The sequence below is a fragment of the Sphingobium sp. Cam5-1 genome, from assembly GCF_015693305.1.
Taxonomy (GTDB): Bacteria; Pseudomonadota; Alphaproteobacteria; order Sphingomonadales; family Sphingomonadaceae; genus Sphingobium.
Genome location: NZ_CP065138.1, coordinates 2,449,362 through 2,474,414 on the forward strand (window position 1 = coordinate 2,449,362; position 25,053 = coordinate 2,474,414).

The following is a 25,053-nucleotide window of genomic DNA, read 5'->3' on the forward strand; positions in this document are numbered from 1 at the left end:
ACAGTTTTGATCGGGTCATGCTCCGGGAAAGACTCTCGTCAGATGCCAGTGGTGCGCGGCTGATCAAGCAGCGCTTGCCTTTTTCAGATACGCTCACCGGACAGGCGCTGGCACAGCATGTCGAGCTGATCGAGCGTCGAATAGCGCAACGACAGCGTGCCGCCCGCGCCCTCCCCATGTCCAATGTCGACTTTAACGCCCAATATATCCGCAAGATGCTGTTCAAGCGCCGCGATATCGGGGTCTTTACTGACCGTTCCCGGCGAGGCCCGGCCTCGCGGCGCCGCGCCTTCCCCCTTTTTCGACCGGCGCACCAAGTCTTCGGTATCGCGCACCGACAGGCCCTTGGCCTCCACTGTCTTTGCTAGCGTCTCACAATCCGGCGCGCCGATCAGCGCTCGGGCATGACCCATCGATAGCTTCTGCTCAACGACCTGTTGCTGCACAGAGGCCGGAAGATCGAGCAGCCGAATAAGATTGGCGATGTGGCTGCGCGATTTGCCAACGATCCGCCCCAGCGCTTCCTGGCTGTGATTGAAGTCCGCGATCAGCTTGCGATAGGCTTCCGCTTCTTCGATCGGGTTCAGGTCTTCGCGCTGGATATTCTCCACCAGCGCGATTTCGAGCGTTTCGGCTTCATCAAAATCACGGACAATCGCCGGAATACGGTGCAATTGCGCACGCTGCGCCGCTCGCCACCGTCGCTCCCCCGCAACGATCTGAAATCCGCCACCATGGGGACGCACGATGATCGGCTGAATAACGCCGCGCTTCCCGATGCTGTCCGCCAGCTCCGCCAAGGCGCCTTCGTCAAAATGACGCCGGGGCTGCTCCGGATGCGGCTGGATCAAAGCGACTTCGATGCTCTGGATAGCCTTGGTCGAAGCGGAAACGGCCTGCGGCGCGACCGGCTCTTCTCTCGTTACGTCGCCCAGCAGCGCTGAAAGGCCCCGTCCCAGTCCATGAGGACGCTTAATGACCTTCAGCTTATCATCATTCTCGTTGCTCAAGCCGCAACCTCCTGTGGGGGCAGACGCGAAATCAGTTCACGGGCGAGGCGCATATAGGCCTCCGAACCAGAACAGCGGAAGTCGTAGATGAGCGCCGGAACGCCATGGCTTGGCGCTTCCGAAAGCCGAACGTTCCGCGGAATAACCGTTGAGAACACCAAGTCGCCCAGACAGGCGCGGACATCATCCGCGACCTGATCGGTAAGGCGATTACGCCGATCATACATGGTAAGCGCCACGCCCATGATCGAAAGACCCGGGTTGAAACGGCCGCGAATGCGCTCCACCGTTTGCAACAGCTGGGACAGGCCCTCCAGCGCAAAGAATTCACACTGAAGCGGAACGAGCAATGATTGGGCCGCCACCATCGCATTGATGGTCAGGAGGCCGAGTGAAGGGGGACAATCGATGAGGCAGATATCCCACCTACCGACCTGCGCTTCGCTCAGCACCCGCTCGAGTCGGTGGGTCCGTTCCTCATATTCGATCAGTTCGATCTCGGCCCCCGACAAATCCTGCGTCGCCGCGATGATATCGAGTTTCGGCACACGGGTCGGCAGGATCGCGTCTTCAATAGCGCAATTCCCGACGAGCAAATCGTAACTCGACCAGGTACGATCAGATTGATGGACCCCCAATCCCGTGGAAGCATTTCCCTGGGGATCAAGATCGATCAACAACACTCTCAGGCCAGTAGCAGCAAGCCCGGTTGCCAAGTTGATCGCCGTTGTGGTCTTCCCCACCCCACCCTTTTGATTCGCAATGGCGATACGGATCATTTGCGACCTTTCTTGCCCCTTGGCGCTACCGACTGCGCTATGATGATTGCGCTTTCCGGGTCGGTGATGCTGCGTTCCACGTGAAACACACCTTGCCACGAGGATCGCGCCGCCTCCAGTTCATTCTGCGCATTACGCCCCTTTGGCAACACCCAAAGGGTTCGACTATCGGACAAATGGAGCGCCGAGGGGAAGAGGCGCTCCAACGGCGCATAAGCGCGCGCACTGATTACTGCCGCCGCCCTTGAGGAAGCGCTCTCCACCCGTCCGCCGTAAACTTGGGCATTTTTGATGCCAACCCGGTCGATCACCTCATTCAGGAAATCTATCCTCTTACGCCGCGATTCTATCATAAGCACGGGCCGGTCGCTCAAGATGGCGATCACGATGGCCGGCAAACCCGCCCCCGATCCGAGGTCGATCCAAAGACCATCCCCCGCACTATCGGCTAATGTCAGAAGCTGAGCCGAGTCCGCAATATGTCTCACCCAGACATGATCACGCGTGGACTCTGCAATCAAATTCTGCTGATCCATCTCGGACAGCAACATTTGCACATAGCCCTCCAGCTTATCCCATGTTTCACGTGAAACGAGGAAATGCTGCTCCAACCACGCCTTCGCCTCATCCTCCGTCATGCGGCTTGACGCCGAATATGGACCAGCAACGCGGCCAAAGCCGCTGGGGTAATGCCTCGAATGCGGCCCGCAGCCGCCAGCGTATCGGGGCGAGCCTTATCAAGCCTTTCAATCATCTCGCTCGACAGTCCACCGATTGCCCCGAAATCAAAGTCGGCAGGAATCGACACCCGCTCGTCGCGACGCAAGGCCGCAATCTCCGCCGCCTGGCGCTCGAGATAGGGAGCGTAATGAGCGTCCTCCAATATTTCGTCCCGCAGACTCTCGTCTATTGACGTAAGCGACGGCGCCAAAGCGAACAGCAATTCCCGCTGGACTTCCGGAAACCGTGCCCATTCAAACAAGGTTCTTCGCGAGCCGTCCTGTCGGACAGTCCCACCTGCACGTGCAAGCTGAGTGGCGCTCAGCAGTTGCCCCAACTCCTCATCCACACTGGCGCGCTGCGAAGCCCGCCCGTCATAATGAGCCAGCCGCTCCTTGCCCAATATACCATGCACTCGGCCAACCTCTTCCAGCCTGCTTCCCGCATTGTCCGCCCGCAGCCGCAAGCGATATTCCGCCCGCGCGGTTAGCATTCGGTAAGGCTCAGTCACGCCTTGCAGCACCAGGTCATCGACCATCACACCGATATAGCTGCTCGCCCGATCGAGGATCATCGGCGCATCGCCCTTGGCACGTGCAGCCGCATTCACACCGGCGACCAGCCCTTGCGCCGCCGCCTCCTCATATCCCGTCGTGCCATTTATCTGCCCCGCACAGAAGAGGCCGGGGACGTCTCGCATCTCCAGACTGTGGTCCAACGCGCGCGGATCGATATGATCATATTCCACCGCATAGCCGGGCACTACGATCTCGGCGCGCTCCAGCCCCGCCATCGACCTGACCATCTGCTCCTGCACATCGGCAGGCAGAGAGGTACTGATCCCATTGGGATAAACCAGATGGCTTCCCAACCCTTCCGGCTCCAGAAAAATCTGATGCCCGTCACGATCACCGAAACGGATCACCTTGTCCTCGATCGAAGGACAGTATCGAGGACCGCGCCCCTCGATCGCCCCGCTGAACAATGGCGAGCGCCCCAGCCCCCCACGGATGATCGCGTGGGTCGCCTCATTGGTACGCGTGATCGCGCAGCTCAATTGCGGAAGCTGCCGCCCTGCGGAGAGGGCAGACATGGTCCAATCGCCACAGTCAGACGGCTGCTCCTCCAGCACCCCCCAATTTATCGATCGCCCATCCAGCCTCGGCGGGGTCCCGGTCTTCAGCCGCGCAATCGGCAGGCCCAGCCCACGAAGCTGGACACCCAATACCGTTGCCGCCCGCTCCTCTGTTCGTCCGCCCGCCAGCGTTTCCTCGCCCCGGAACAATTTGCCGCCCAGAAACGTGCCCGTCGCCAACACAATGGCGGGCGCGGACAAGCGGCGTCCGTCTGCCATCTCCAGCCCTTCTACCGAGCCATTCTTCAGCAGCAGCGCCGCAGCCTCACCCTCCATGATCTCTATCCCGCGCTGCGCATCGATCATGCGGTGAATGGCGGCCCGATAATGTGATCGATCGGCCTGCACGCGCGGCCCCTGAACGGCCGCACCCTTGCTGCTGTTCAACATCCGATAATGTATGGCAGCAGCGTCGGCGGCACGCGCTATCAGTCCATCCAGCGCATCAACCTCACGCACCAAATGACCTTTGCCTAAACCCCCGATCGCTGGGTTGCATGACATCGCCCCCACCGTTGCTTTTTCGAAGGTTAGGAGCGCAACCTGCGCGCCCTTGCGAGCAGCTGCATCCGCCGCTTCGCACCCGGCATGGCCGCCGCCAACCACTATCACGTCAAAAGCTGTCTGCATGCCCGCGCCCTTATCAGAATTGGGGCCTCGCGGTCAAAACTGTTCCACGTGGAACAGCGGTCATTTGCCGATGCAAAATCCTGCAAAGAGCCGGTCGAGCATATGCTCGGTACTTGCCCGCCCCGTCAGCGCATCGATCGCCGCACGTGCATGCCGAAGCTCTTCCGCGACAATGAGAAGGTCTGACTGCGGCAAGGCATTTTCCAAATGGCCGAGCAGCAGCGCAACACCCTCCCGCTGCCTTTCATGCAGAGCATACTCGCTTACCCCCGGCAGCAACGCAGCCGCTCGCTCCAAAAGCAATGCGATGAGGGTTTCCATCCCCTCACCCGTGACCGCCGATATGGGCAACCCTCTGGTCACCGCGTGCCGATCACATTGAGCACCGACAATTATCGCGTCCTCGCGCGGTACTTCGTCCGGATCGCCAAGCCACAGGATGATGTCGGCACTGTCCAACGCCGCGCGCGCCCGGTCCATGCCGATCGCTTCGATGACGTCCGATGTCGCCTCTCTCAAACCCGCGGTATCGGTGAAAAGAAAAGCTGTGCCGCCAAGCGCTGCGGGCACTTCGATGCGATCGCGCGTCGTACCCGCGACGTCGGAGACGATCGCCGCCTCCCGCCCCACCAGTGCATTTAACAGCGTGGACTTCCCCGCATTGGGCGGCCCGGCCAGCACCACCCGGATGCCATCCCGCAAACGCTCGGCCGAAGGCGCACTCAGCGCCGACCGCACCTCCCCGATGAGTCCGGCTATACCTGAGCCGATACGTTCCTCGGCCCCATGTTCAGGGACATCATCCTCATCGGAAAAATCGAGCGCCGCCTCCGCCATGGCGGAAAGATCAAGCAAGCTCCTTTGCCACTGCTCCAGCTGACGGGAAAAATGCCCCTCGGACATGAGCAGAGCCGCGCGCCGTTGCTGCTGGGTTTCGGCGGCGAGAAGATCGGCCAGCCCCTCGACCTCATTAAGATCCATCCGCCCATTCATAAAGGCCCGGCGGGTAAACTCACCCGGCTGGGCCTGCCGCACGCCTTCAAAGGATCTGAGCGCATCCTCCAGCCCCGCGACCACAGCCCGACCGCCATGGCAATGCAACTCCGCCAGGTCTTCCCCGGTCGCAGTGCCGGGGCCAGGAAACCAGAGGATGAGCGCGCGATCGAGAGGCGCCCCGTTGCGCGGGTCTTTCAGCAAAGCCAGCCGCGCCCGCCGGGGTTCGGGAAGTTGCCCCGCAAGGCCCTGCAAGGCGGCAGCGGCAGCAGGGCCACTTATCCGAATGACCCCAATCCCTGCCGGTGGCGCACCACTCGACAGGGCGAAAATCGTGTCCGCCATTAACGGCTCAGGACTTGTCGCCATTCTTCCCGGCAACGCCAGAAAGGCCGATGTCCATCATCTGCCGGAACAGGCGCATCCCCGCATCCCCCAGAGGAGAGAAGCTTTTGAACATCGTTTCCATCTGTTCGGCGCTGGCGATGCCGTCAAAGCTGTCCAGCATCGTTTTCACATATTTGTCGTGAATGGGCGTGACATCAGGCAGGCCCAGAAAAGCCCGCGCCTCGGTTGGGGTGCAATCTACGTCGACCGTTACTTTCATCCTGCGCACCTTCAATTGCCAGCCATCGTCGTCATGCCGCAACATGGCCCCTGAACGCAAATAATTTGGGCACAGCAGCGTTGGCGGTTTTGCAAAACCCGCTTATCCTTCGACCAGTGCAGAGAATGAAAGGACATCAGCCATGGGATCATTTACGCCGATTTCGACCCTTGAGGGCGATGCGCAATTCGACGCCTATGTTGCTCGACCCGACGGAACCCCGCGCGGGGCAATTATCGTCATTCAGGAAATCTTCGGCGTGAATGAAGGCATTCGCCGCAAATGCGACTACTGGGCCAGCCAAGGATATCTGGCGATTTCTCCCGACCTGTTCTGGCGCGACACCGCGCATGTCGAACTGGATGCGGATGTTCCGGAACAATTTCAGGCGGCAATCGGCCACATGCAGAAGCTGGACCAGGACCTCGCCATCTATGACATTGAATCGGCGATCAAATTCGCTCGGGCGGAACTGGGCGGCACAGGGAAGGTCGGCGTGGTCGGCTACTGCCTTGGCGGCCGGCTGACCTTCATGGCCGCCTGCCGGACGGATGGCGACGCCTTTGTCGGCTATTATGGCGTGGGCATCGACAATCTTCTGGGCGAGCAGCATGCTATCGGCAAACCCGTCTTGCTGCACATTCCCACCGCTGACGGATTCGTGCCGCCGGAAGTGCAGAAGACGATGCACGACGGCCTGAAAGACAATCGCCACATCACCCTTCACGATTATGAGGGGCTCGACCATGGCTTCGCCGCTGAAATGGGCGCGCGCCGGGTCGAGGAAGCCGCGCAACTGGCCGATCAGCGCACGGCTGACTTTTTCGCCACACATCTCTGACCGACGCGCCACTCATGACACAAGCCTGGCGCATGATCGTCCGCGCGACCGGCGGTCCGGAGGTGATCGAGCGGGAGTATTTCGATCCCGCTCCTCCGACCGAGGGTGAGGTGCTGATCACTCAGGATGCGATCGGCTTGAACTTCATCGACACCTATCATCGGTCGGGCCTCTACGAATCCCCGCTCCCCCTCACCCTCGGCGTTGAAGGAGCGGGCTATGTCGTGGCCTTGGGGCCGGGTGTCAGCGGGCTGGCGATCGGCGACAAGGTCGGCTCGGCGGGCGGCATGGGCGCCTATGCCACCCATCGCACGGTCGCCGCCGACCGCGTCTTAAGGATCCCTGACAAAATCGGCACGGATGAAGCCGCCGCGATGATGCTGAAGGGCATGACCGCCTGCTTCCTCGCGGAGGATATATTGTCGCTCCGGGCCGGTCAGGTCGCTCTGGTCCATGCCGCCGCCGGTGGCGTAGGTTCCGTGCTCGTGCCCTGGCTTCGGGACAAGGGTGTCGTGGTCATCGCCCATAGCGGGTCGGCGGAAAAGGCTGCAAAGGTGCAGGCCGATCACAGCCTACACTGCCCGTTGACGGACCTCGCCGACCGGGTGCGTGCCCTGACGGAAGGTCATGGCGTGGACGTTGTCTATGATGGCGTGGGGAAGGATAGCTGGAGCGCGTCGCTTGCCTCGCTCAGGCGGCGCGGCATGATGGTGAGCTATGGCAATGCGTCTGGCCCAGTACCGCCGGTCAGCCTGCTGGAACTCAGTCGCGCTGGATCCCTCTATGTGACCCGCCCCACCCTGTTCGACTATATCGTGTCGCAGGAGGAGTTGAAGCATGTCAGTGACCGCCTGTTCGATCGCATGCTGAGGGGCGTCATTCGCGCCCATATCGGCCAGCGTTTCGCCCTTTCGGAGGCTGCTGATGCACATCGGGCGCTGGAGGGGCGGCGAACCGTCGGTAGCACTATCCTGGTGCCATAGGCGCGCTGAAGAAGTCTGAAAATGGGTCGAGCAGGTGACGGGCACAAGCCCGCCCCTGCTCGCCTCAATCACACAAAGAGGGTCAGAATGCCGACCTGATGGTCGATGATACCCTCATAGATCATCTTGACGGCAACATAGATGATGACGGCCAGACCCAGATAAGCGATCCACCGGAAACGCTCGATATATTTGGCAATGATGTTAGCCGCCACACCCATCAGCGCAACCGACAGAATAAGGCCGATGATCAGGATGCCGGGATGATCACGCGCCGCGCCTGCCACGGCCAGAACATTGTCCAGGCTCATCGATACGTCGGCAACAGCGACAGCCCATGCGGCAGCCGCGAAGCTCTTGGCGGGACGCAGTCCCGATATGTCATCGTCGCTGGGATCGTCCGGCGTGTCCGCCCCACGCTTCGGGTGCAGTTCGCGCCACATCTTCCAGCTAACCCACAGCAGCAGCAAGCCGCCCGCCAGAATGAGGCCTACGATCTGCATCAACTGCGTCACGACCAAGGCAAAACCGATACGCAACACCAATGCGGCTATGATACCGATCAAGATGACGCGCTGGCGCTGTTGCACCGGCAGACCGGCAGCAAGCGCGCCCACGACAATCGCGTTGTCGCCAGCCAGCAGGATGTCGATCATCAGCACTTGGCCAAAGGCCGACAAGGCAGCCGGAGAACCGATATTGCTGAAATCGTTGGCGATGTGCCCCCAAATATCGGCGGGCGAACCCATACCCTGTGCGGCAGCGGCGGCAGTCGTAAGAAGGTCGATCATAACGGCCCGATATAACTCCGCTTATTGGTTCATCGAATCGAAGAAATCTTCGTTGGTCTTGGAATCCTTCATCTTGTCGAGCAGGAATTCCATCGCATCGACCGTGCCCATCTGCATCAGGATACGGCGCAGCACCCACATCTTGGACAGCTTGGCCTTATCGACCAGCAATTCTTCCTTGCGGGTGCCCGATTTGCCAACGTCCAGCGCCGGGAAGATGCGCTTGTCCGCGACCTTGCGATCGAGGACGATTTCCGAGTTGCCGGTGCCTTTGAACTCTTCGAAGATGACTTCGTCCATGCGGCTGCCGGTATCGATCAGCGCGGTGGCGATGATGGAGAGCGAACCGCCTTCCTCGATATTACGCGCGGCGCCGAAGAAGCGCTTGGGACGCTGGAGCGCATTGGCGTCAACGCCGCCCGTCAGCACCTTGCCCGACGAAGGCACAACGGTGTTATAGGCACGACCGAGGCGGGTGATCGAATCGAGCAGGATCACCACGTCCTTCTTGTGTTCCACGAGGCGCTTGGCCTTTTCGATCACCATTTCGGCGACCTGCACGTGGCGCTGCGCGGGTTCGTCGAAGGTCGAGGACACAACCTCGCCCTTCACGCTGCGCTGCATGTCGGTCACTTCTTCCGGACGCTCGTCGATCAGCAGGACGATCAGGAAGACTTCGGGATGATTGTCGGTGATCGCCTTGGCGATATTCTGGAGCAGCACCGTCTTACCCGTGCGCGGCGGCGCGACGATCAGCGCGCGCTGCCCCTTGCCCTGTGGCGAAACGATGTCGATGACGCGGGCCGACTTGTCCTTGACCGTGGGGTCGAGCGTATCGAGCACCAGCTTCTGCGTCGGATAGAGCGGCGTCAGGTTGTCGAAGTTGACGCGATGCCGGACGACATCCGGGTCATCGAAGTTGACGGAGATAAGCTTCGTCAGCGCGAAATAGCGCTCGCCATCCTTGGGCGCGCGGATTTCGCCTTCCACCGTATCGCCGGTGCGCAAGCCGAATTTGCGGACCTGGTTGGGCGACACATAGATATCGTCGGGACCGGCAAGGAAGTTCGCTTCAGGCGAGCGCAGGAAGCCAAAGCCGTCGGGCAGCACTTCGATCGTGCCCTCACCCATGATCTGCTCGCCATTTTCCGCCTCAGCCTTGAGGATCGCGAACATCAGGTCCTGTTTGCGCAGGGTCGATGCGCCTTCGACGCCCAGTTCTTCCGCCGTAGTGACCAGGTCGGCGGGTGATTTCTTCTTGAGGTCTTTAAGGTGCATTCGACTTGAGTCCGATGACGAGAGATGAAGATTGGAAATACGAAAAAGGAGAGTCGCCCGGTATGGAAAACACGGGACTCCGGCGCTGGACGGCCGGGATAGACCGTCCGCGTTTAGCGATCAGCGCCCCCCAAAGTCAAGGTGTCGCTTGGCCCCGCCTTGCTGGAAATGCTGGCCCCCGCCGCCTTCATCGGCAAATGGTGCAGCAGTTGCGGCAATGGACCGGCCTTGGCGATCCATGCTATGACTTGGCGCTCTAGCTGAAGAGGCGAAGGGCATGAGACGGCCTTATCTCGTCCCTGCAATGGCCATGCTGATGATCTGCCCGCCCGCCGCGGGTCAGGCGGTCCCTGCGGCCGATCCGCCCGCCGTGGTCCGCACCCTCTCGACCAGTGACGACCGCGTCTCCATCCCCATCCACATCGATGGACGCGGCCCCTGGAACTTCATCGTCGATACCGGATCGCAGCGCACCGTCATCTCCCGTGACCTTGCCGATCAGCTCGCCCTGCCCGCTCGACACCATGTCACCATCGTCAGCATGGCGGGTCGCCAGGAAACGCGGACCGTCGCCGTTCCACGGCTCGGCTATGGCGCGGAAACGGTCGATGACATCGAAGCGCCCGTGCTGGAGGGTGACCATCTCGGCGCGGCGGGGCTGCTCGGGCTCGACAGCCTGCATGCCAAGCGCCTCCTCCTGAATTTCCGCACCGGCCGAGTGGAAATCGGCGCCAGCCGTCCCTCATGGCGTGATCCCAACGCCATCATCGTCGAGGCGCGGCGGCGCAAGGGGCAATTGATCCTGCTGCATTCCGACGCCAATGGATTGAAGGTCAACATCATCCTCGACACCGGCACGCATCTGAGCGTCGGCAATCTCGCCCTGCGCGACAAGCTGATCCGCAAGAAGCGCGCCCCGGCGATGAACGAGATCAGCCTGATGAGCGTAACCGGCGAGACCCTGACAGGTCAGCTTGGGCGCATCGGCAGGATCCGCATGGGACCCATCGCCTTGACCGACCTGCCAGTCATGTTCGCCGATGCCCAGCCATTCAGCGAACTTGGGCTGCAGGACAAGCCGACCCTGCTACTGGGCATTCAGGCCCTCAGAATGTTTGATCGCGTCGCCATCGACTTCGGCCGGGGCAAGGTCGATTTCCTGATGCCGGATGCCAGCGCCTTTGATCCACGACGCTTCGCAGCAGCGCCCCGACAGGCCGGTTAGCGCGGCGAAGTCCGCTGCCTGTCGCGGCCGAGCACCTGATCAATCCATTGCTGGTCCAGCTTTGGCGGCGCCGTCCGGGCAGGGGCCGCTTGGTCAACCGACTGATCGTCCTGCTGGGGCTCTTGATCTTGCTGCTGCTGCTGCGGCTCCTGGCTGATCGGCAATCCATTTTCATCGACCATCATGCCCCCGCCCGTTCCATTATCGGGCTGGCCATAATAGGCCTCGTCGTCGGGCTCCAGCTGCCATTCGGGCAGCGTCACCTGCGTCTCGAACTGCTCGACCGGGCGGCGGGATACGGCGACCTTCATATAGTCGGCAAAGGCATGGGCGGGCGCGCGGCCACCCTGCAAAACACTCACCGGCCGCGCATCGTCCCTGCCCATCCAGACGCCCGTGGTGATCCCGCTGGAAAAGCCCAGGAACCAGCCATCCTTGTTGCTGCTGGTGGTGCCCGTCTTGCCCGCCACGGGCCGACCGATCTGCGCCGCCTTGCCCGTGCCCGTGCTGACCGCCGTCTGCATCAGGTCCGTCATCCCCGCCGCTACCCAGGGCGCGACAAGCACGCGGCTGGTATCATCCTGATGCTGGTAAAGCAGCCGCCCGTCCGCCGTCGTCACCTTCGTGATGCCATAGGGCGTCACCGCCACCCCCTTGCGCGCGATGGAGGCAAAGGCGCGGGTCATGTCGATCAGACGCACGTCGGACGTGCCCAAGACCATCGAGGGATGCGTATTGATCGGCGTCGTCACACCAAAGCGCCGCGCCATGTCCGCCACCGTGGGGAAGCCAACCTCCACGCCCAGCTGCGCGGCAACCGTGTTGATGGAGTACGCGAAGGCCGTCCGAACATCGATGTCGCCGGAATAGCGGCCCGAACTGTTGCGTGGGCTCCATCCGTTGATCGTCACCGGCTTGTCCGTAACGCCGGTATCAGGCGTATAGCCCGCCTCCAGCGCCGCCATATAGACGAATATCTTCCAGGCCGAGCCCGGCTGCCGCGTGGCGGTCGTCGCGCGGTTGTAGTTGGACGTCACATAGTCCAGCCCGCCGACCATCGCCCGCACCGCTCCATCGCGATCGAGCGACACCAGCGCGCCCTGAGCGCCCCCCGGCACATTGGCCTGGATCGCCGCCGTCGCCGCCTTCTGCATGCCCAGATCGATGGTGGTGTAGACCTCCAGCGGCTCATTGGGCTCGTCCACCAGCACATCAAGTTGCGGCAGTGCCCAGTCGGTGAAATAGCGCACGCTGTTTTGCGGTGGCTCCGGCGCCATCTTGACGTCGTTTAGGTCGATGCTCGCCCGCTGCGCCGCGCTGATCGCGCCATTTTCCTGCATCAGTTCCAGCACGACGCCTGCACGGCCGATCGCCGCTTCGGCATCGGCGGTGGGCGAATAGCTCGACGGCGCCTTCACCAGCCCCGCGATGATCGCCGCTTCCGGCAGGCTGAGCGCGGCGGCGGGGTGGCCAAAGAATTTGCGGCTGGCGGCGTCGATTCCATAGGCGCCGCCCCCGAAATACACCTTGTTGAGGTACAGCTCCAATATCTGCCGCTTGGAAAATTTCCGCTCCAGCGCCAGCGCCAGGATCATTTCCCTGACCTTGCGGCCCCAGCTATAGCTGTTGTTGAGGAAGATGTTGCGCGTCACCTGCTGGGTGATGGTCGACGCACCCTGCCAGCGGCGGCCCTTGCCCCGATTCTCCAGCGCCACCCAGGTCGCGCGCGCCATGCCGATTGGATCGACGCCGGGATGCAGGTAAAAGCGCCTGTCCTCCGTGGAAACCATCGCATCGACCATCACCGTCGGGATCTGATCATAGGCCATCCACCGGCCAAAGCTCGGCCCCAACGACACGATCACGCTGCCGTCCGCGGCATGGACGCGGATCATCTGTCCATTGGGCGATGATTTTAGCGATTCATAATCGGGCAGCGATTGGTAGGCGATCACTACCGCCACGACGATCGCGAACAAAGCGCCCACTGTCGCGACCAGCCCGAACTTGATGCCCCGGATCAGCCACCGCTTCGCGCCCCCGGGCGTGTCCTTGCTCTTGCCTGCTCGTGCCATCTACATCGCCCGGATACGCGCTAAGGGATCAAGCCACCAGCGCAAAAAGGGCGCTGACAACCTTATGATCTTGGTTCTCAAGAGGAGCGACGCTTTACCGGCGATGAATGATTATTCAACCTCGTCGCGCGGCTTGAAGTCCAGCGATGCACTGTTCATGCAATAGCGCAGACCGTTGACGCCCGGACCATCGGGAAAGACATGGCCCAAATGTCCTTCGCACTTGGCGCAACGCACTTCGGTACGGATCATGCCGTGGCTGCTGTCGCGAATCTCCTCCACCGCGTCGATGTCGACCGGCGCGGTAAAGCTCGGCCAGCCAGAGCCGCTGTCATATTTTTCCTCGGCATCGAACAGTTCGGCCCCACAACCGGCGCAAAAATAGACGCCGTCGGCCTTGTTGCTGTTATATTTGCCGGTAAAGGCCCGCTCCGTCCCCGCCTCTCGCAACACATGAAATTGTTCGGCAGAAAGGCGCTCGCGCCATTCGGCGTCGGTCAGGTTGAGCTTGTCCATGGCCGCAATATGGCGACGCCACTTCCTGCGATCAAGCGCTTAGCGCTCCCGCGCCGCCTGCCGCGCGATGGCGAGCAGTTCATGGCGCACCATCAGGTCGCCAAGGCCCCTGCCCGACCGGCTCGCTCGCTCCGCCTGCGCCAGCCGCTGGATCACCCGCGCGATACCGTGCGCATCCCACAGCCGCACCTGCCGGGTAACGATGCCCTTTTCCTTCCAGAACACCTGCTTGCCTGCCGCCTCGACCGCTCCCTCCAGCCGTCCGCTGTCATCGAAGGACGAACGGATATTGGCGAGCAGCATCGCACGGGTCAGAAGCGGACGCAGCACCGCCGCCATCGCGGTCCCTGCCTCAGCCAGACGCCCCAGTTCCCGATGCATGGCGCGCAGGTCGCCCCCCAGCACGGCATTGACCAGCGGCGCCGCGTCCGAATCGGGATTGTCAGCCGACAGCGCGTCCAATGCTTCCGCCGTCGCCTCGGCTGGCCGATCCGGCGCGGCGTCCAGATAGAGGATCAGCTTCTCGATCTCACCGCCCATCAACGCGCGGTCGCCATTGGTCAGGTCCACGATCCGCTTCGCCAACTCGGCGGGCAGGCGTAGTCCCCCTTCGCGCGCGATCGCCACGGCAATCTGCTCTGCCTCCCGCGCATCCGGCTGATAGGAGGCGAACGCCATGGCCAGCGGACTGTCGAGCACCAGCTTCAACAGCTTGGACGTACCCTTCAGCGCCCCTGCGGTCGCGATCACCGGATTGCCTGCCGCCAGCGCTTCGAACAACGCCGTCACCGCGGGCAGCGACTCCTCGCCCATGCCGTTGACGCGTATCCAGCGCCGGTCACCGAACATGGAAAAGGACGCGGCCTCGTCCGCTAATCGGGCGGGATCGTCCCGCAATGTCGGCCCATCCAGATCGACGCGCTCCGCCTCCGGCCCCATCGCCCGTTCAAGCCGCTTGCCCAGCGCCGCGCTCCCCGCCTCATCGGGTCCGTAGAGCAGGAAGAAACGGATATCGGCCGGGGGTGCGTCCAGCGCCTTTTCAATCTGGCCGCGATTGGCCTTCAACGCTGCTGGTCCCTCGCCGCGAACAGCGCCAGCCGGGATACGATCTGGTCCGCAATAGTCTGCGACAGCCGCTCCAGCGCGGTATCTTCCGCCGCGATGGTCGCATATTCGCTGGAGGTTACGTCGATGCCCGCGTCCGACCCCGCCGTATCATCGATCACCTGCGCGCCGGTGGCCGCATCGATCAACTGATAGCGCGCCCGCAACGTCCGCCGTTCGCGCGTGATCGCCTGGTCCGCACGCAAGCCAAAGCCGCTGATCTGATCATCCAGCTTCACCACCAGCTTGTAGCTTGGCCCCGCGCCGCTCATTGCGGACAGGCGATCGTTGAGCGCATTGCGCACCAGCCAGCCGCCCTTGCCCTCGATCGGCGCAACCTCGACACTGCCCAACTTCTGCGCGACCGCGCCATGACTGCCGCCACTATAGACGGGACGCAGACCACAAGCGGAGAGCGTGGCGAGGAGCAGGAGGGGAACAGCGTATCTCATCAGCAACCCTATATCCGTTCGGGCTGAGCCTGTCGAAGCCCCCTTCTTCCTCTTCGAAAGAAAAATGCCACAGCGCGTCCCGCCCGAAAGACGCCAATTAAATCACCAGATTGACCAGCCTGTCAGGCACCACGATCACCTTCTTCGGTGTCGCGCCGTCCAGCGTCCGCGCCACATTGGGCGCCGCAAGGGCGAGCCGTTCCAGCTCATCCTTGCTCGTCCCCTTGGGCACGGTGATGGTGTCGCGCAGCTTGCCCATCACCTGGCAGGCAATCGTCACCTCATCCTCGATCAATAGCGCCGGATCAACAGCGGGCCAGGCTGCATCCGCAATCAGGCCCTGCTCACCCATGTCCGCCCAGGCTTCCTCCGCCAGATGCGGCGTCATCGGCGCGACCAGCAGCGCCAGCGCCCGGATCGCCGCGCTGCGGCTCGCCGAAGGCTTGGCCTTCTCCACCGCATTGGTCAGTTCGTAGATCTTCGCCACCGCCTTGTTGAAGGACAGCGCCTCAATATCCTTGGCGATGCCATCGATCGTCTGGTGCAGCTTGCGGTCCAGCGCCTTATCTTCACCCTCGGCACTCTTGTCGGCCTCTCCAAACAGCCTCCAGAGGCGATTGATGAAGCGCCAGCTGCCCTCGATGCCGCTTTCGGTCCAGGGCAGGTCGCGCTCCGGCGGGCTGTCGGACAGCATGAACCAGCGCACCGCGTCCGCGCCATATTGGGCGATGATGTCATCGGGATCGACGACATTCTTCTTGGACTTGGACATCTTCTCGACGCGGCCCACCGTCACCGGCGCTCCACCTTCGATCATCACCACCTTGTCGCCCTGCCGCTCCACATCCTGCGGGGCGAGCCAGCCGCCTTCGGGTGACTTGTAGGTTTCATGCGTCACCATCCCCTGCGTGAACAGGCCAGTGAACGGCTCGACAAAGCCCAACTGCCCCATGTGCTGAAGCGCCCGCGTCCAGAACCGCGCGTAGAGCAGATGCAGGATCGCATGTTCCACGCCGCCGATATATTGCCCCACCGGCAGCCATTTCTCGACCGTTTCCCGATCAAAGGGCTTGTCCTTGGGCTGGCTGGCGAAGCGGATGAAATACCAGCTGGAATCCGCGAAAGTATCCAGCGTATCCGTCTCGCGCCGCGCCGCCTTGCCGCATTTGGGGCAATCAACATGCTTCCATGTCGGATGGCGGTCGAGCGGATTGCCCGGAATATCGAAGCTGACATCCTCCGGCAGCACGACCGGCAGCTGGTCCTTGGGCACGCCCACCGGCCCGCAATCGTCGCAGTGGATGACCGGGATCGGCGTTCCCCAATAGCGCTGGCGCGACACGCCCCAGTCGCGCAGGCGGAACACGGTGGTGCCGGTGCCCCAGCCGCCTTCTTCGGCGCGACGGATCACTTCCGCCTTGGCGTCGTCAACGCTCATGCCGTTGAGGAAATCAGAGTTCACCAGGCGACCCGACCCGGCATAGGCTTCCTCGCCAATGCCCTTTTCCTCATCACCCTCAGCCGCGACCACGCGCTCGACCGGCAGCATATATTTGCGCGCAAAGTCGAGGTCGCGCTGGTCATGCCCCGGCACTGCCATGACCGCGCCCGTGCCATATTCCATCAACACGAAGTTCGCGACGAACAGCGGCAGCTTACGGCCGGTAAAGGGATGGATCACCGACCGCCCGGTGTCATAGCCCTTCTTCTCCTGCGTTTCGATCTCCGCCGCGGCCGTGCCGCTATGACGGCATTCCTCAGCGAACGCAGCCAGACCCGCATCCTTCGCCTCCAGCGCCAAGGCGATCGGATGATCCGCCGCAATCGCCGCAAAGCTCGCACCAAAGATCGTATCGGGCCGGGTCGAAAAAACCTCCAGTTCCTCGATCCCGTCTACCGCCTCGTCCAACTTGAAGCGGAATTGCAGACCAACCGACTTGCCGATCCAGTTCTCCTGCATCAGCCGCACCTTTTCGGGCCACTGATCCAGCGTCTTCAATCCGCTCAGCAAATCATCAGCAAACTGCGTGATCTTGAGGAACCACTGGCTGAGCTTGCGCTTCTCGACCGGAGCGCCCGAGCGCCAGCCCTTGCCGTCGATCACCTGCTCATTGGCCAGCACGGTCATGTCGACCGGGTCCCAATTAACCGCGCTTTCCTTGCGGTAGACGAGCCCCGCTTCCAGCATGTCCAGGAACAGCGCCTGCTCCTGCCCATAATAGTCCGGCTCGCAAGTCGCCAGTTCCCGGCTCCAATCGAGCGCAAAGCCGAGCTTCTTGAGCTGCGCTCGCATCGTCGCGATGTTGGACCGGGTCCAGTCGCCCGGATGCACCTTCTTTTCCATCGCGGCATTTTCCGCCGGCATGCCGAACGCATCCCAGCCCATCGGATGCAGCACTTCATGTCCGGTCATCCGACGGAACCGTGCCAGCACGTCGCCCATCGAATAGTTGCGGACATGGCCGATATGGATGCGCCCAGACGGATAGGGGAACATCTCCAGCACGTAGCTACGCGGCTTGTCGCTCGTATCCGACGCCTTGAACGTCTGCTTCTCGTCCCAAACGGCCTGCCAGCGGGCATCGGCCTCAAGCGGGTTGAAGCGCCTTTGCATCTGTTCACGTCCCCAAAATGCATGCGGGCTGAGCTCTTCCAAGCCCAGCCCCTTTGTTGTTCAAGAAATTGGATGAAAGGAAGGGCTTAGCCTGCGATCGCCATGCGTCGCAGGTCGCGCGCCTTGGTCAGGATGATCTCTTCCAGCTTCTGGACCGTGGCGGCCTGCACCGGCGCATCGACCCACTGGCCGCCCTGATTGACCTGACGGCTGGCCGCGACACGCAGCGCATCGGCGCGCAGGTCCTGGTCCAGGATCGACACGGTCAGCTTCATCCGTTCATTGGGCGAATTCGGATTGGCGTACCAGTCCGTCACGATCACGCCGCCGTTGGAATCGGTCTGCACCATCGGCATGAAGGACAGCGTGTCCAGCGTCGCCCGCCACAGATAGCTGTTGACGCCGATCGTCGTCACCTTGGACGCGGCCAGATCGGCCTTGGGACGTTCCTTGGCCCCGCCGCCGCAGGCAGCGAGCGGCAAAAGCGCGGCCAGCAGCAGACCGGCGGAAATAGAAGCGGGTAGGCGGCGGACCATCAGGGCATGTCCCATATTGAAGAAAAACGCCCCGCTTCTATAGAGAAGCCGTCGCAATGGGCAAGGGGGCCGTGGCAGCAGTTGCAACGCTTGGCCGCCTGCCGCGTTTTGGACTCTGTGTGTTCCGTGCAACAGCCCGGACAAAAAGGTCATGACGTACTACCCATCGCGGCCCGACGGGTGTACAAGTATTGAAAATAAGTCGGTGGGGAAGAGATTCGCGTTATGCGCATGAATAGGGGATATTTGGCATTGGCAAGCGCGGCAGTTGCCGTCGCTGGCTTTATGCTGTCTCCCGCTATTGGCGCCGCGACCGATCTTGCCCGACTACGCGCCGACGTGCCGGTGTCCCTTGGCGCTCTGGGCAGCATTTCCTCCTTCACGCCCACGACCAAGGACCCGCGCCTGGCTGCCGCCTATGCGCGGATCGCAGCGTCGGCTGGCCGTCAGAATTTCCGCTTCACACCCACCAGCGGTTCGCTCAGCGGGCAGCGTTCGGTGACGGTGATGGTCCGCGCCGCTGATCTCAACGATCGCGTTACGGTCAGCCGCACGATCGACCCGGTCGGCATCGCCCCCGTCGCGTTCAGCCTGAACAGTGCGCATAACTGGCGCAAATTCGCCCTGCCCGAAGCTGTCGGCCGCAAGGAACTGGACCCGGTTTCGATCGAGCAGATGGCTGGCGCAAAGAATTTCTCGCTGGATCAGGGAAGCAAGAACCGTTTCAGCACCAAGGTGATGATCGAAAGCCGCCGCGATCTGGGCACGGCCGCGCGCCCCAATGCGGACAAGGATTATTCGCTGGATCTAGCCAGCTCCTACTCGCTGACGCGCAACCTGAACGTCACCGCGGGCCTGCGCTACAACAACAGCGTGATCGGCCGCCTGACCCCCATGACCGACGAGCGGCAGGATAATCAGGCCGTCTATCTCGGGACTGTGTTCAAGTTCTGATCTTAACGAGCTGAGACACTCGGTTTCCCACCGCTGTTAAACGCTGCTCCCTCGTCATCCCAGCGAATGCTGGGATCTCGTGAGGCTAGGCCGAGCCCTCGACACAAGCGCCCCGCTCACCGCGGGTGACAGCTAACGACCATTTGCGAGCGTTTGCCGTGTCGGGTAACAACACGGGATGTATCGCCCCCCTGCATTTCGAGAAGATCGTCCGGATGTCATACGTACCGCAATTCGCGCTCACCCTTTAGGCACGCTAATCACTGCGGGCGCATCGGGCCTGATCGTCAATGTCGTGCCGTTCATTCTGAAGACCACGCCAAACGGCGATTTTCTTCAAGCGCACCTTGCCAAAGCAAATGAACAAATCGCTGATCTGCGGGAGGAAACGCCAGCACTGGTCATGTTTCAAGGGCCGCAGGCATATGTCAGCCCATCTTGGTATCCTACTAAGCTAGAACACGGGCGTGTTGTTCCTACTTGGAATTATGTGATTATTCAGGTTTGGGGGACGCCAAGAATTATCGATGATACGGCTTGGTTGAGTCGTCAGCTTGATGAACTCACAACGATCCACGAACAAGAACGAGCCGAGCCTTGGAGCGTCACTGATGCGCCAGACGATTTTTTGGCAGGCCAAATGAAGGGCATCGTCGGCCTTGAGGTTCCAGTCGATCGGGTCGAGGGCAAATGGAAGGCTAGTCAAAACCAACCATTGCCTAACCGTCTAGGTGTTGAGCAAGGCCTGCGAGCAGAAGGGCTCGTTGAGCTCGCCGAGGAGGTCGCGGCGCGGTCTAACGGCGGATAAGCGCCCAGATTACCCGCTATCACTCCACCACCCGATCCCCCCGTCAACCCATCAATCGCCGCCCACCCCGAAGCACCCAGTCCTTTCAACATCCGCCAATGCCCCGCGCGAACGCCCCCCAAGGCAACCACCGGGATCCCCGCCCGATGCGCCAACGCCGCGAATCCCACCCGTCCGAGCACCCTTCCCCCCGGATGCGACCGCGTGGCAAAGAGTGGCGACAGGAAGATAAGGTCCGCCCCCGCACGCTCGGCCCCTCGCAACTCCCGCGCATTATGAACGGCCATGCTGCGCAACAAAGGCCGTGCAGCCCACCCGGCCCCGCGCCCATGCCAGCCATCAGCGCCCCAGGCTGCCGCCTCCCGCGCCGGTCCCGCCAACAGCAGCACCAAGCGCCGCCGCCGTGCAACCTCCGCCACACGATCGAATAGCGCCCGCCGTTCACGCGGCCCCGTGCGATAGTGCCGGAACAAGATTCCCCCCCGACCCTTAGGCAACCGCGCGGCACTTGCCAGCAGCACTGCGGAAGGAACGCGCTCGTCCGTGACCAACCAGATGGAGGGCATATTTTTAGCGTAGCGAGCTCTCATCGCCCTCGCCTATAGCAGCCCGCATGACGACCGACAGCATCGAAGCCGCGAACCGCCTGAACGCCGTGCGCGAAACCATGGGACGGGCCGCTCGTCTCACTGGCCGTACCGCCGATGACATCACCCTCATCGCCGTTTCCAAGACACAGGATGCCGCCGCCATCCTGCCGCTGATCGCAGCCGGGCAACGCGTCTTTGGCGAGAACCGGGTTCAGGAAGCGCAAGCCAAATGGCCTGCTCTCCGCGAGCAAACGCCGGACATCGCCCTGCACCTCGTCGGCCAACTTCAATCCAACAAGGCCGCCGACGCCGTCGCGCTGTTTGACGTCATACATTCGCTTGATCGTCCTTCCCTGCTCACCGCGCTCGCCAAGGCGATGGACGCAGCGGGCAAGCAAGTCCCCTGCTTCATTCAGGTCAATATCGGCGCGGAAGAGCAGAAAGGCGGCTGCCCGATCGCGGAAACCCCGTCCCTGATCCGCGCCGCACGCGACGCCGATGTCCCGGTCGCAGGCCTGATGTGTGTCCCGCCCGCAGACGTAGAACCCGCCCCCTATTTCGCCCTGCTGGCAAAGATCGCCCGCGATGAAGGCCTGGATCAGCTTTCCATGGGCATGTCGGGCGATTTCGAAACCGCCATCATGATGGGCGCAACCCACATTCGCGTGGGCACCGCCTTGTTCGGAGAAAGACCCTCTCCCCCCCGCCCTGTTCCGACAAGCGGGAGAGGCATGATCAGAAACTCCCGCGAAGCGTGATGCCGTAGGTGCGGGGTTCAGCCAGATAGGCGGAGATCAGCTGGTTCGCCATCGGCGCGCCCAGCGCGAACTGGCCGGTCGTCGATGTGGACGGGCTGCTTGATTGCAGCGGGCTGCTGAAGGCCACCTGGCTATAATCCTGGTTGAAGATATTCTGGCCCCAGAATTCCACCGCCCAGCGCTGTTGCGGCCCACGGATGCCGACACGCGCGTTGAACACCGCATAGCCATCCTGCCGCTTTTCGGGGAACAGGTCCGACCCGGTGTTGAAGTCGCTGGTCATGCGCCCGTCGATGTAGAACAGCGCCGACAGCCCGGTAGAGCCGATCTCCGGCGTCCAGGACGCGCTGACGGTCGTCACTATTTCGGGCGCCTGGCTGTTGATCGATCCGGGCAGCAGGAACAGCGCCGGATCAAGCGGCACTGATCCATCGCCGCTGCCCACCAGCCGGTTAGCAAACTTCGCCCGCGCATAGGTCAATCCACCGGCCAGTCGGACGTTGCGCACCGGCGATGCTGCCAGTTCCAGCTCGACACCCTGGCTGATCAGGCCCGGCCCTACATCCCCGCTGTCACAAGTACGGCCTGCCGACAGCGACCCGTCGCAGCCATTGATATTCTGGACCACGAAGCTGGTGCCATTGAAGGTGTTCAGCTGGAAATTCTTGAACTCCTGCCGGAACGCCGCGATGTTCACGCTCCACTTGGGCTGGGTATATTTCAGGCCCACTTCGAACGCGTCGACCTTCTCCGCGGCAAAGCGAAGGCTCGTCACATCTGCGTTGTTACGTGGCGAAAAGACAGCCGGAACCGGGTTTAGCCCGGTCGATCCCAACTGGAACCGATCGAGATTATAGCCGCCTGCCTTATAACCCTTCGAATAGCTGCCATAGACCAGCATCTCGTCTACCGGCTTCCACGACAGCACCGCCGTCCCGGAAAATTCACCATCGCTGATCCGATCATTCAGGTTCAGCGCGTTGAGCCCGGTCGAACCGTTGCCAAGGCAACCCAGCGTCAGGATGCCGCCTGCCAGCGCCGCTGCCTGGCCAAGGGCCGGTGTGGTCGCCAACGTGGGCAAGCTCGTTCCCTGCAATGCCGCGCATATCGCATTGTTATTATCGAAATCGGCCGCAAAACGCTTGCTTTCATGCGTGTAGCGCAACCCAAGCGTCAGATCGAGCTGCTTGGTGATGTGGATGATATTATGCGTGAAGAGCGCCCAATTCTCGCTCTTCTGACGATAGACCGAGGCAACATCGCCCGTCCCCGCCGGAATGGCCGCAAGCGCGCGCAGCCCGTTGCCCAAGCCGGTGGAAATCGCCCCGGCCTGCCCTGCTCCGACCGCTGGCGTCAGCGCCGCATTCAGCTGCGCCTGCGTCCCGGTGATCAGCGCCTGTGTCGCCAGACCACTGCCGCACGCCGCCAACTGCTGCGCCGTCAGGTTGCTGTTGACGCCTGCCCCCGCCATCAGGCGGCAAGCGGCAAAGCGGCCATAATCGTCGCCAAAGACGATATTGTCCTCCAGCGTCAGCTTCTCATGCGCATAATAGCCGCCGACCAACCAGTCGAGCACCTCGCCAAAGGCCGAACCCTGCGCGCGCAACTCCTGCGTGAAGGTGCGGAACTGGCGGTAGGTGTTGGGATCGCGATACAGCAGGTCGGCCCCGCTATAATCATAATCGCCATAATCCTGGCTCTTATAATCGCGATAAGCGGTGATGCTGGTCAGCTTCGTCCCGCCCAGATCATAATTGACCTCGCCCGACAGGCCCCAATCCTTGACCTTGCTGACATAGTCGCGCCCGGGCGTGATCGTCAGTTCGCGGTCATAGGGATCGGCCGCGAACACGCTGCCCTGCCCGGCAAGGATCGCCGCGATGCGGTTGAACGGCGCGGTGCTGTATCCGCCACCCGCGACCGGCCGACGCTCGCGCGTTTCGATATAGGCCGCGCCGCAGCAGCTCTCGTCACGATTGGTATAATCGCCGATCAAGCGGATCGACAGCGCATCATTGGGCTCGAACAGCGCCTGTCCGCGCACGAAATAGCGATCGCGATCGTTGGTTTCGCCAACCTTGTTGCCGCTGGTATCCACCAGGTCGTAAAAACCGTCCCGCTTCGACCACACGCCATCCAGGCTTAGCGCCAGCTTGTCGGAGACAGGTCCGGTGATGCGCCCGGCCAGACGCCAATAATCATAATTGCCGTAGGTTATCTCGGCCTTGCCGCCCAGTTTGAATTCGGGCGCCTTGCTGATCACGTTGATCATACCCGCCGAAGCGTTGCGCCCGAACAGCGTACCCTGCGGTCCGCGCAGCACTTCGACCCGCTCGATCTCGCCAAGTTCGTTAAGCCCCGCACCCGTGCGGGAACGGTAGACGCCATCGATGAACAGCGCGACCGAGCTTTCAAGGCCCGGATTGTCGCCAACCGTGCCAATGCCGCGAACACGGGCGGACGCATTCGCTTCCGATCCGGTGGATGACACCAGCAGCGACGGCGCCAGCTGGTTGAGCGCGCGGATGTCGCTCGCGCCGCTATTCTGCATTGCCTGTGCGGAAACAGCCGATACCGCGATGGGCACATCGGACAGAGGGCTGGGGCGGCGCGTCGCAGTCACGATGATGATGCCATCATCGTCCGCCGCGCCGTTCTGCGGTTGCGCTTCCTGCGCCTGGGCATGGGAAACCGACCCGGCCAGCGCAATCATGCCAGCGGACAATAGCCAGAGATTTTTCTTGTTCATGAGACCCTTTCCTCTCCTGCGGCGCATGATTTTCCCATGTCGACTTCAGGAGTGCGATTATGCGGACACAGCAAGCCGAAGGCAAGGCAAGCCAGCCTTTCCAACCTTTTGCGCCCGGCGTTTGACCTTATTACAGGCCACTGTGGCTTAGCAGCAACAGCTTAACGCCCCGTTTCCGTAGCGTGACTAGCCAAGCGGAAAACGCAGCATCCTGTCCGCAACCGGCACCATCGCCATGGCGCCCGGACCCACCGCACGGCGAATTTCTCCATGGCTTGCATCAAGCCCGCCGGTAAGCGCGCCCAGCGCTGGCAGGATCAACTTTGACGATGATCCCACGAAGCAGCGCCGCGACACCCGCCGCCCCCGCACCGACAGCCGCAGCTTGGGGTGGAAATGCCCCGAAATCTCAGGTCGCGGATCAACCGGATCAGCCTCATGCCGAAGCCAGATGCCATCAACCTCGGCCTCTACCATGCGCCGCCCGCCCGGCGTCGCATCCATGCCCGCATCATGATTGCCGGTGATCCAGAGCCAGTCGAGCCGCCCCGTCAGCGCCTCCAGCCTCGCGCGCGCCTTGGACGGCAACCGCGCCGCCCCATCGGCATCGTGAAAGCTGTCACCCAGCGACCAGACGGCCCGCGCGCCCGTCCGCGCCACCAGCGCTTCAATGACGTCCAGCGTCGCCTGACTGTCATGCGGCGGCAGAAACTGGCCAAATCGGCTGAACCAGCTCGCCTTTTCAAAATGCAGATCCGCGACCAGCAACGCCGATCGCGCGGGCCAGAACAGCGCCGCTTCAGGCAAAGCCAGAAACTCGTGACCCGCGAACGAAAAGGGAACCATGGATCGCCTATGCGCGCTCTTTGTAACCCTTTCAAGAGCGGTTTGAAGCGGCTATGGGC

At 62.2% G+C, this 25,053-nt stretch carries 22 protein-coding genes and 1 pseudogene; 6 read left to right on the forward strand and 17 right to left on the reverse strand.

Annotation, left to right across the window (positions count from 1 at the left end):
• Nucleotides 1-83 precede the first annotated feature (83 nt).
• The 6 genes from IZV00_RS12215 to IZV00_RS12240 are packed head-to-tail and all read right to left on the reverse strand — an operon-like array spanning nt 84 to nt 5,874.
• Nucleotides 84-1,010, reverse strand: a complete 927-nt coding sequence (locus tag IZV00_RS12215; RefSeq protein ID WP_196224887.1) for a ParB/RepB/Spo0J family partition protein — start codon at nt 1,008-1,010, stop codon at nt 84-86.
• Nucleotides 1,007-1,789 (reverse strand): ParA family protein, encoded by a 783-nt coding sequence (locus IZV00_RS12220; protein WP_196224888.1) that lies wholly within the window; start codon nt 1,787-1,789, stop codon nt 1,007-1,009. The genes IZV00_RS12215 and IZV00_RS12220 overlap by 4 nt, the downstream gene beginning before the upstream one ends.
• Nucleotides 1,786-2,427 (reverse strand): 16S rRNA (guanine(527)-N(7))-methyltransferase RsmG, encoded by a 642-nt coding sequence (gene rsmG, locus IZV00_RS12225; RefSeq protein WP_196224889.1) that lies wholly within the window; start codon nt 2,425-2,427, stop codon nt 1,786-1,788. The genes IZV00_RS12220 and rsmG overlap by 4 nt, the downstream gene beginning before the upstream one ends.
• Nucleotides 2,424-4,274: a tRNA uridine-5-carboxymethylaminomethyl(34) synthesis enzyme MnmG gene (gene mnmG, locus IZV00_RS12230; protein ID WP_196224890.1), complete on the reverse strand. Its 1,851-nt coding sequence runs from the start codon at nt 4,272-4,274 to the stop codon at nt 2,424-2,426. The genes rsmG and mnmG overlap by 4 nt, the downstream gene beginning before the upstream one ends.
• 60 nt (nt 4,275-4,334) lie before the next feature.
• The gene (mnmE, locus tag IZV00_RS12235) at nt 4,335-5,612 is read right to left on the reverse strand and encodes a tRNA uridine-5-carboxymethylaminomethyl(34) synthesis GTPase MnmE (protein ID WP_196224891.1); all 1,278 of its coding nucleotides are present in this window, start codon (nt 5,610-5,612) and stop codon (nt 4,335-4,337) included.
• A 7-nt stretch (nt 5,613-5,619) separates the two neighbouring features.
• Entirely contained in the window at nt 5,620-5,874 is a 255-nt protein-coding gene (locus tag IZV00_RS12240) for a DUF6489 family protein (protein WP_196226641.1), read from the reverse strand.
• 142 nt (nt 5,875-6,016) lie between these two features.
• Here IZV00_RS12240 and IZV00_RS12245 point away from each other — a divergent pair, with 142 nt between their 5' ends.
• Together IZV00_RS12245 and IZV00_RS12250 are read left to right on the forward strand one after the other, a co-directional pair.
• Entirely contained in the window at nt 6,017-6,715 is a 699-nt protein-coding gene (locus IZV00_RS12245; RefSeq protein WP_196224892.1) for a dienelactone hydrolase family protein, read from the forward strand.
• A 14-nt stretch (nt 6,716-6,729) separates the two neighbouring features.
• Entirely contained in the window at nt 6,730-7,698 is a 969-nt protein-coding gene (locus IZV00_RS12250) for a quinone oxidoreductase family protein (RefSeq protein WP_230463200.1), read from the forward strand.
• 68 nt (nt 7,699-7,766) lie between these two features.
• On the opposite strand, the gene IZV00_RS12255 is transcribed toward IZV00_RS12250, so the two are convergent.
• Together IZV00_RS12255 and rho are read right to left on the reverse strand one after the other, a co-directional pair.
• Entirely contained in the window at nt 7,767-8,489 is a 723-nt protein-coding gene (locus tag IZV00_RS12255) for a YjbE family putative metal transport protein (RefSeq protein WP_196224893.1), read from the reverse strand.
• Between the two features lie 21 nt (nt 8,490-8,510).
• Nucleotides 8,511-9,767 carry a transcription termination factor Rho gene (gene rho, locus IZV00_RS12260; RefSeq protein WP_196224894.1) on the reverse strand — a complete coding sequence of 419 codons (1,257 nt, stop codon included), beginning with the start codon at nt 9,765-9,767 and terminating at the stop codon, nt 8,511-8,513.
• 277 nt (nt 9,768-10,044) lie between these two features.
• Here rho and IZV00_RS12265 point away from each other — a divergent pair, with 277 nt between their 5' ends.
• Nucleotides 10,045-10,992, forward strand: a complete 948-nt coding sequence (locus IZV00_RS12265) for a retroviral-like aspartic protease family protein (protein WP_196224895.1) — start codon at nt 10,045-10,047, stop codon at nt 10,990-10,992.
• On the opposite strand, the gene IZV00_RS12270 is transcribed toward IZV00_RS12265, so the two are convergent.
• The 6 genes from IZV00_RS12270 to IZV00_RS12295 all read right to left on the reverse strand — a co-directional run bounded on the left by IZV00_RS12270 (nt 10,989) and on the right by IZV00_RS12295 (nt 18,289).
• On the reverse strand, nt 10,989-13,067 hold the full coding sequence (locus IZV00_RS12270) for a transglycosylase domain-containing protein (RefSeq protein ID WP_196224896.1): 2,079 nt from the start codon (nt 13,065-13,067) through the stop codon (nt 10,989-10,991). The two genes, IZV00_RS12265 and IZV00_RS12270, sit on opposite strands and share 4 nt — an antisense overlap.
• Before the next feature lie 111 nt (nt 13,068-13,178).
• On the reverse strand, nt 13,179-13,583 hold the full coding sequence (gene msrB, locus IZV00_RS12275; protein ID WP_196224897.1) for a peptide-methionine (R)-S-oxide reductase MsrB: 405 nt from the start codon (nt 13,581-13,583) through the stop codon (nt 13,179-13,181).
• A 39-nt stretch (nt 13,584-13,622) separates the two neighbouring features.
• The gene (holA, locus tag IZV00_RS12280) at nt 13,623-14,648 is read right to left on the reverse strand and encodes a DNA polymerase III subunit delta (RefSeq protein WP_196224898.1); all 1,026 of its coding nucleotides are present in this window, start codon (nt 14,646-14,648) and stop codon (nt 13,623-13,625) included.
• Nucleotides 14,645-15,139, reverse strand: a complete 495-nt coding sequence (gene lptE / locus IZV00_RS12285) for an LPS assembly lipoprotein LptE (RefSeq protein ID WP_196224899.1) — start codon at nt 15,137-15,139, stop codon at nt 14,645-14,647. Before lptE ends, holA begins: the two co-directional genes overlap by 4 nt.
• Before the next feature lie 97 nt (nt 15,140-15,236).
• On the reverse strand, nt 15,237-17,753 hold the full coding sequence (gene leuS, locus IZV00_RS12290) for a leucine--tRNA ligase (protein ID WP_196224900.1): 2,517 nt from the start codon (nt 17,751-17,753) through the stop codon (nt 15,237-15,239).
• A gap of 86 nt (nt 17,754-17,839) precedes the next feature.
• A complete protein-coding gene (locus tag IZV00_RS12295) occupies nt 17,840-18,289 on the reverse strand; it encodes a DUF3576 domain-containing protein (RefSeq protein WP_196224901.1) in 450 nt (149 codons plus the stop codon).
• 225 nt (nt 18,290-18,514) lie between these two features.
• On the opposite strand from IZV00_RS12295, the gene IZV00_RS12300 reads away from it, so the two are divergent.
• Both IZV00_RS12300 and IZV00_RS12305 read left to right on the forward strand, forming a co-directional pair.
• Nucleotides 18,515-19,243 (forward strand): hypothetical protein, encoded by a 729-nt coding sequence (locus tag IZV00_RS12300; protein WP_196224902.1) that lies wholly within the window; start codon nt 18,515-18,517, stop codon nt 19,241-19,243.
• A 178-nt stretch (nt 19,244-19,421) separates the two neighbouring features.
• A complete protein-coding gene (locus IZV00_RS12305; RefSeq protein WP_196224903.1) occupies nt 19,422-20,051 on the forward strand; it encodes an FMN-binding negative transcriptional regulator in 630 nt (209 codons plus the stop codon).
• Between the two features lie 41 nt (nt 20,052-20,092).
• On the opposite strand, the pseudogene IZV00_RS12310 reads toward IZV00_RS12305, so the two are convergent.
• Nucleotides 20,093-20,641, reverse strand: a pseudogene (locus IZV00_RS12310) (thiamine phosphate synthase); the annotation flags it as partial.
• 23 nt (nt 20,642-20,664) lie between these two features.
• Between IZV00_RS12310 and IZV00_RS12315 the strand changes: the two are divergent.
• Nucleotides 20,665-21,399 carry a YggS family pyridoxal phosphate-dependent enzyme gene (locus tag IZV00_RS12315; protein WP_196224905.1) on the forward strand — a complete coding sequence of 245 codons (735 nt, stop codon included), beginning with the start codon at nt 20,665-20,667 and terminating at the stop codon, nt 21,397-21,399.
• On the opposite strand, the gene IZV00_RS12320 is transcribed toward IZV00_RS12315, so the two are convergent.
• Nucleotides 21,377-24,148, reverse strand: coding sequence for a TonB-dependent receptor (locus IZV00_RS12320; RefSeq protein ID WP_196224906.1), 2,772 nt, complete (start codon nt 24,146-24,148; stop codon nt 21,377-21,379). The genes IZV00_RS12315 and IZV00_RS12320 overlap by 23 nt on opposite strands.
• Before the next feature lie 186 nt (nt 24,149-24,334).
• Nucleotides 24,335-24,994 (reverse strand): ligase-associated DNA damage response endonuclease PdeM, encoded by a 660-nt coding sequence (gene pdeM, locus IZV00_RS12325; protein ID WP_196224907.1) that lies wholly within the window; start codon nt 24,992-24,994, stop codon nt 24,335-24,337.
• Nucleotides 24,995-25,053 lie beyond the last annotated feature (59 nt).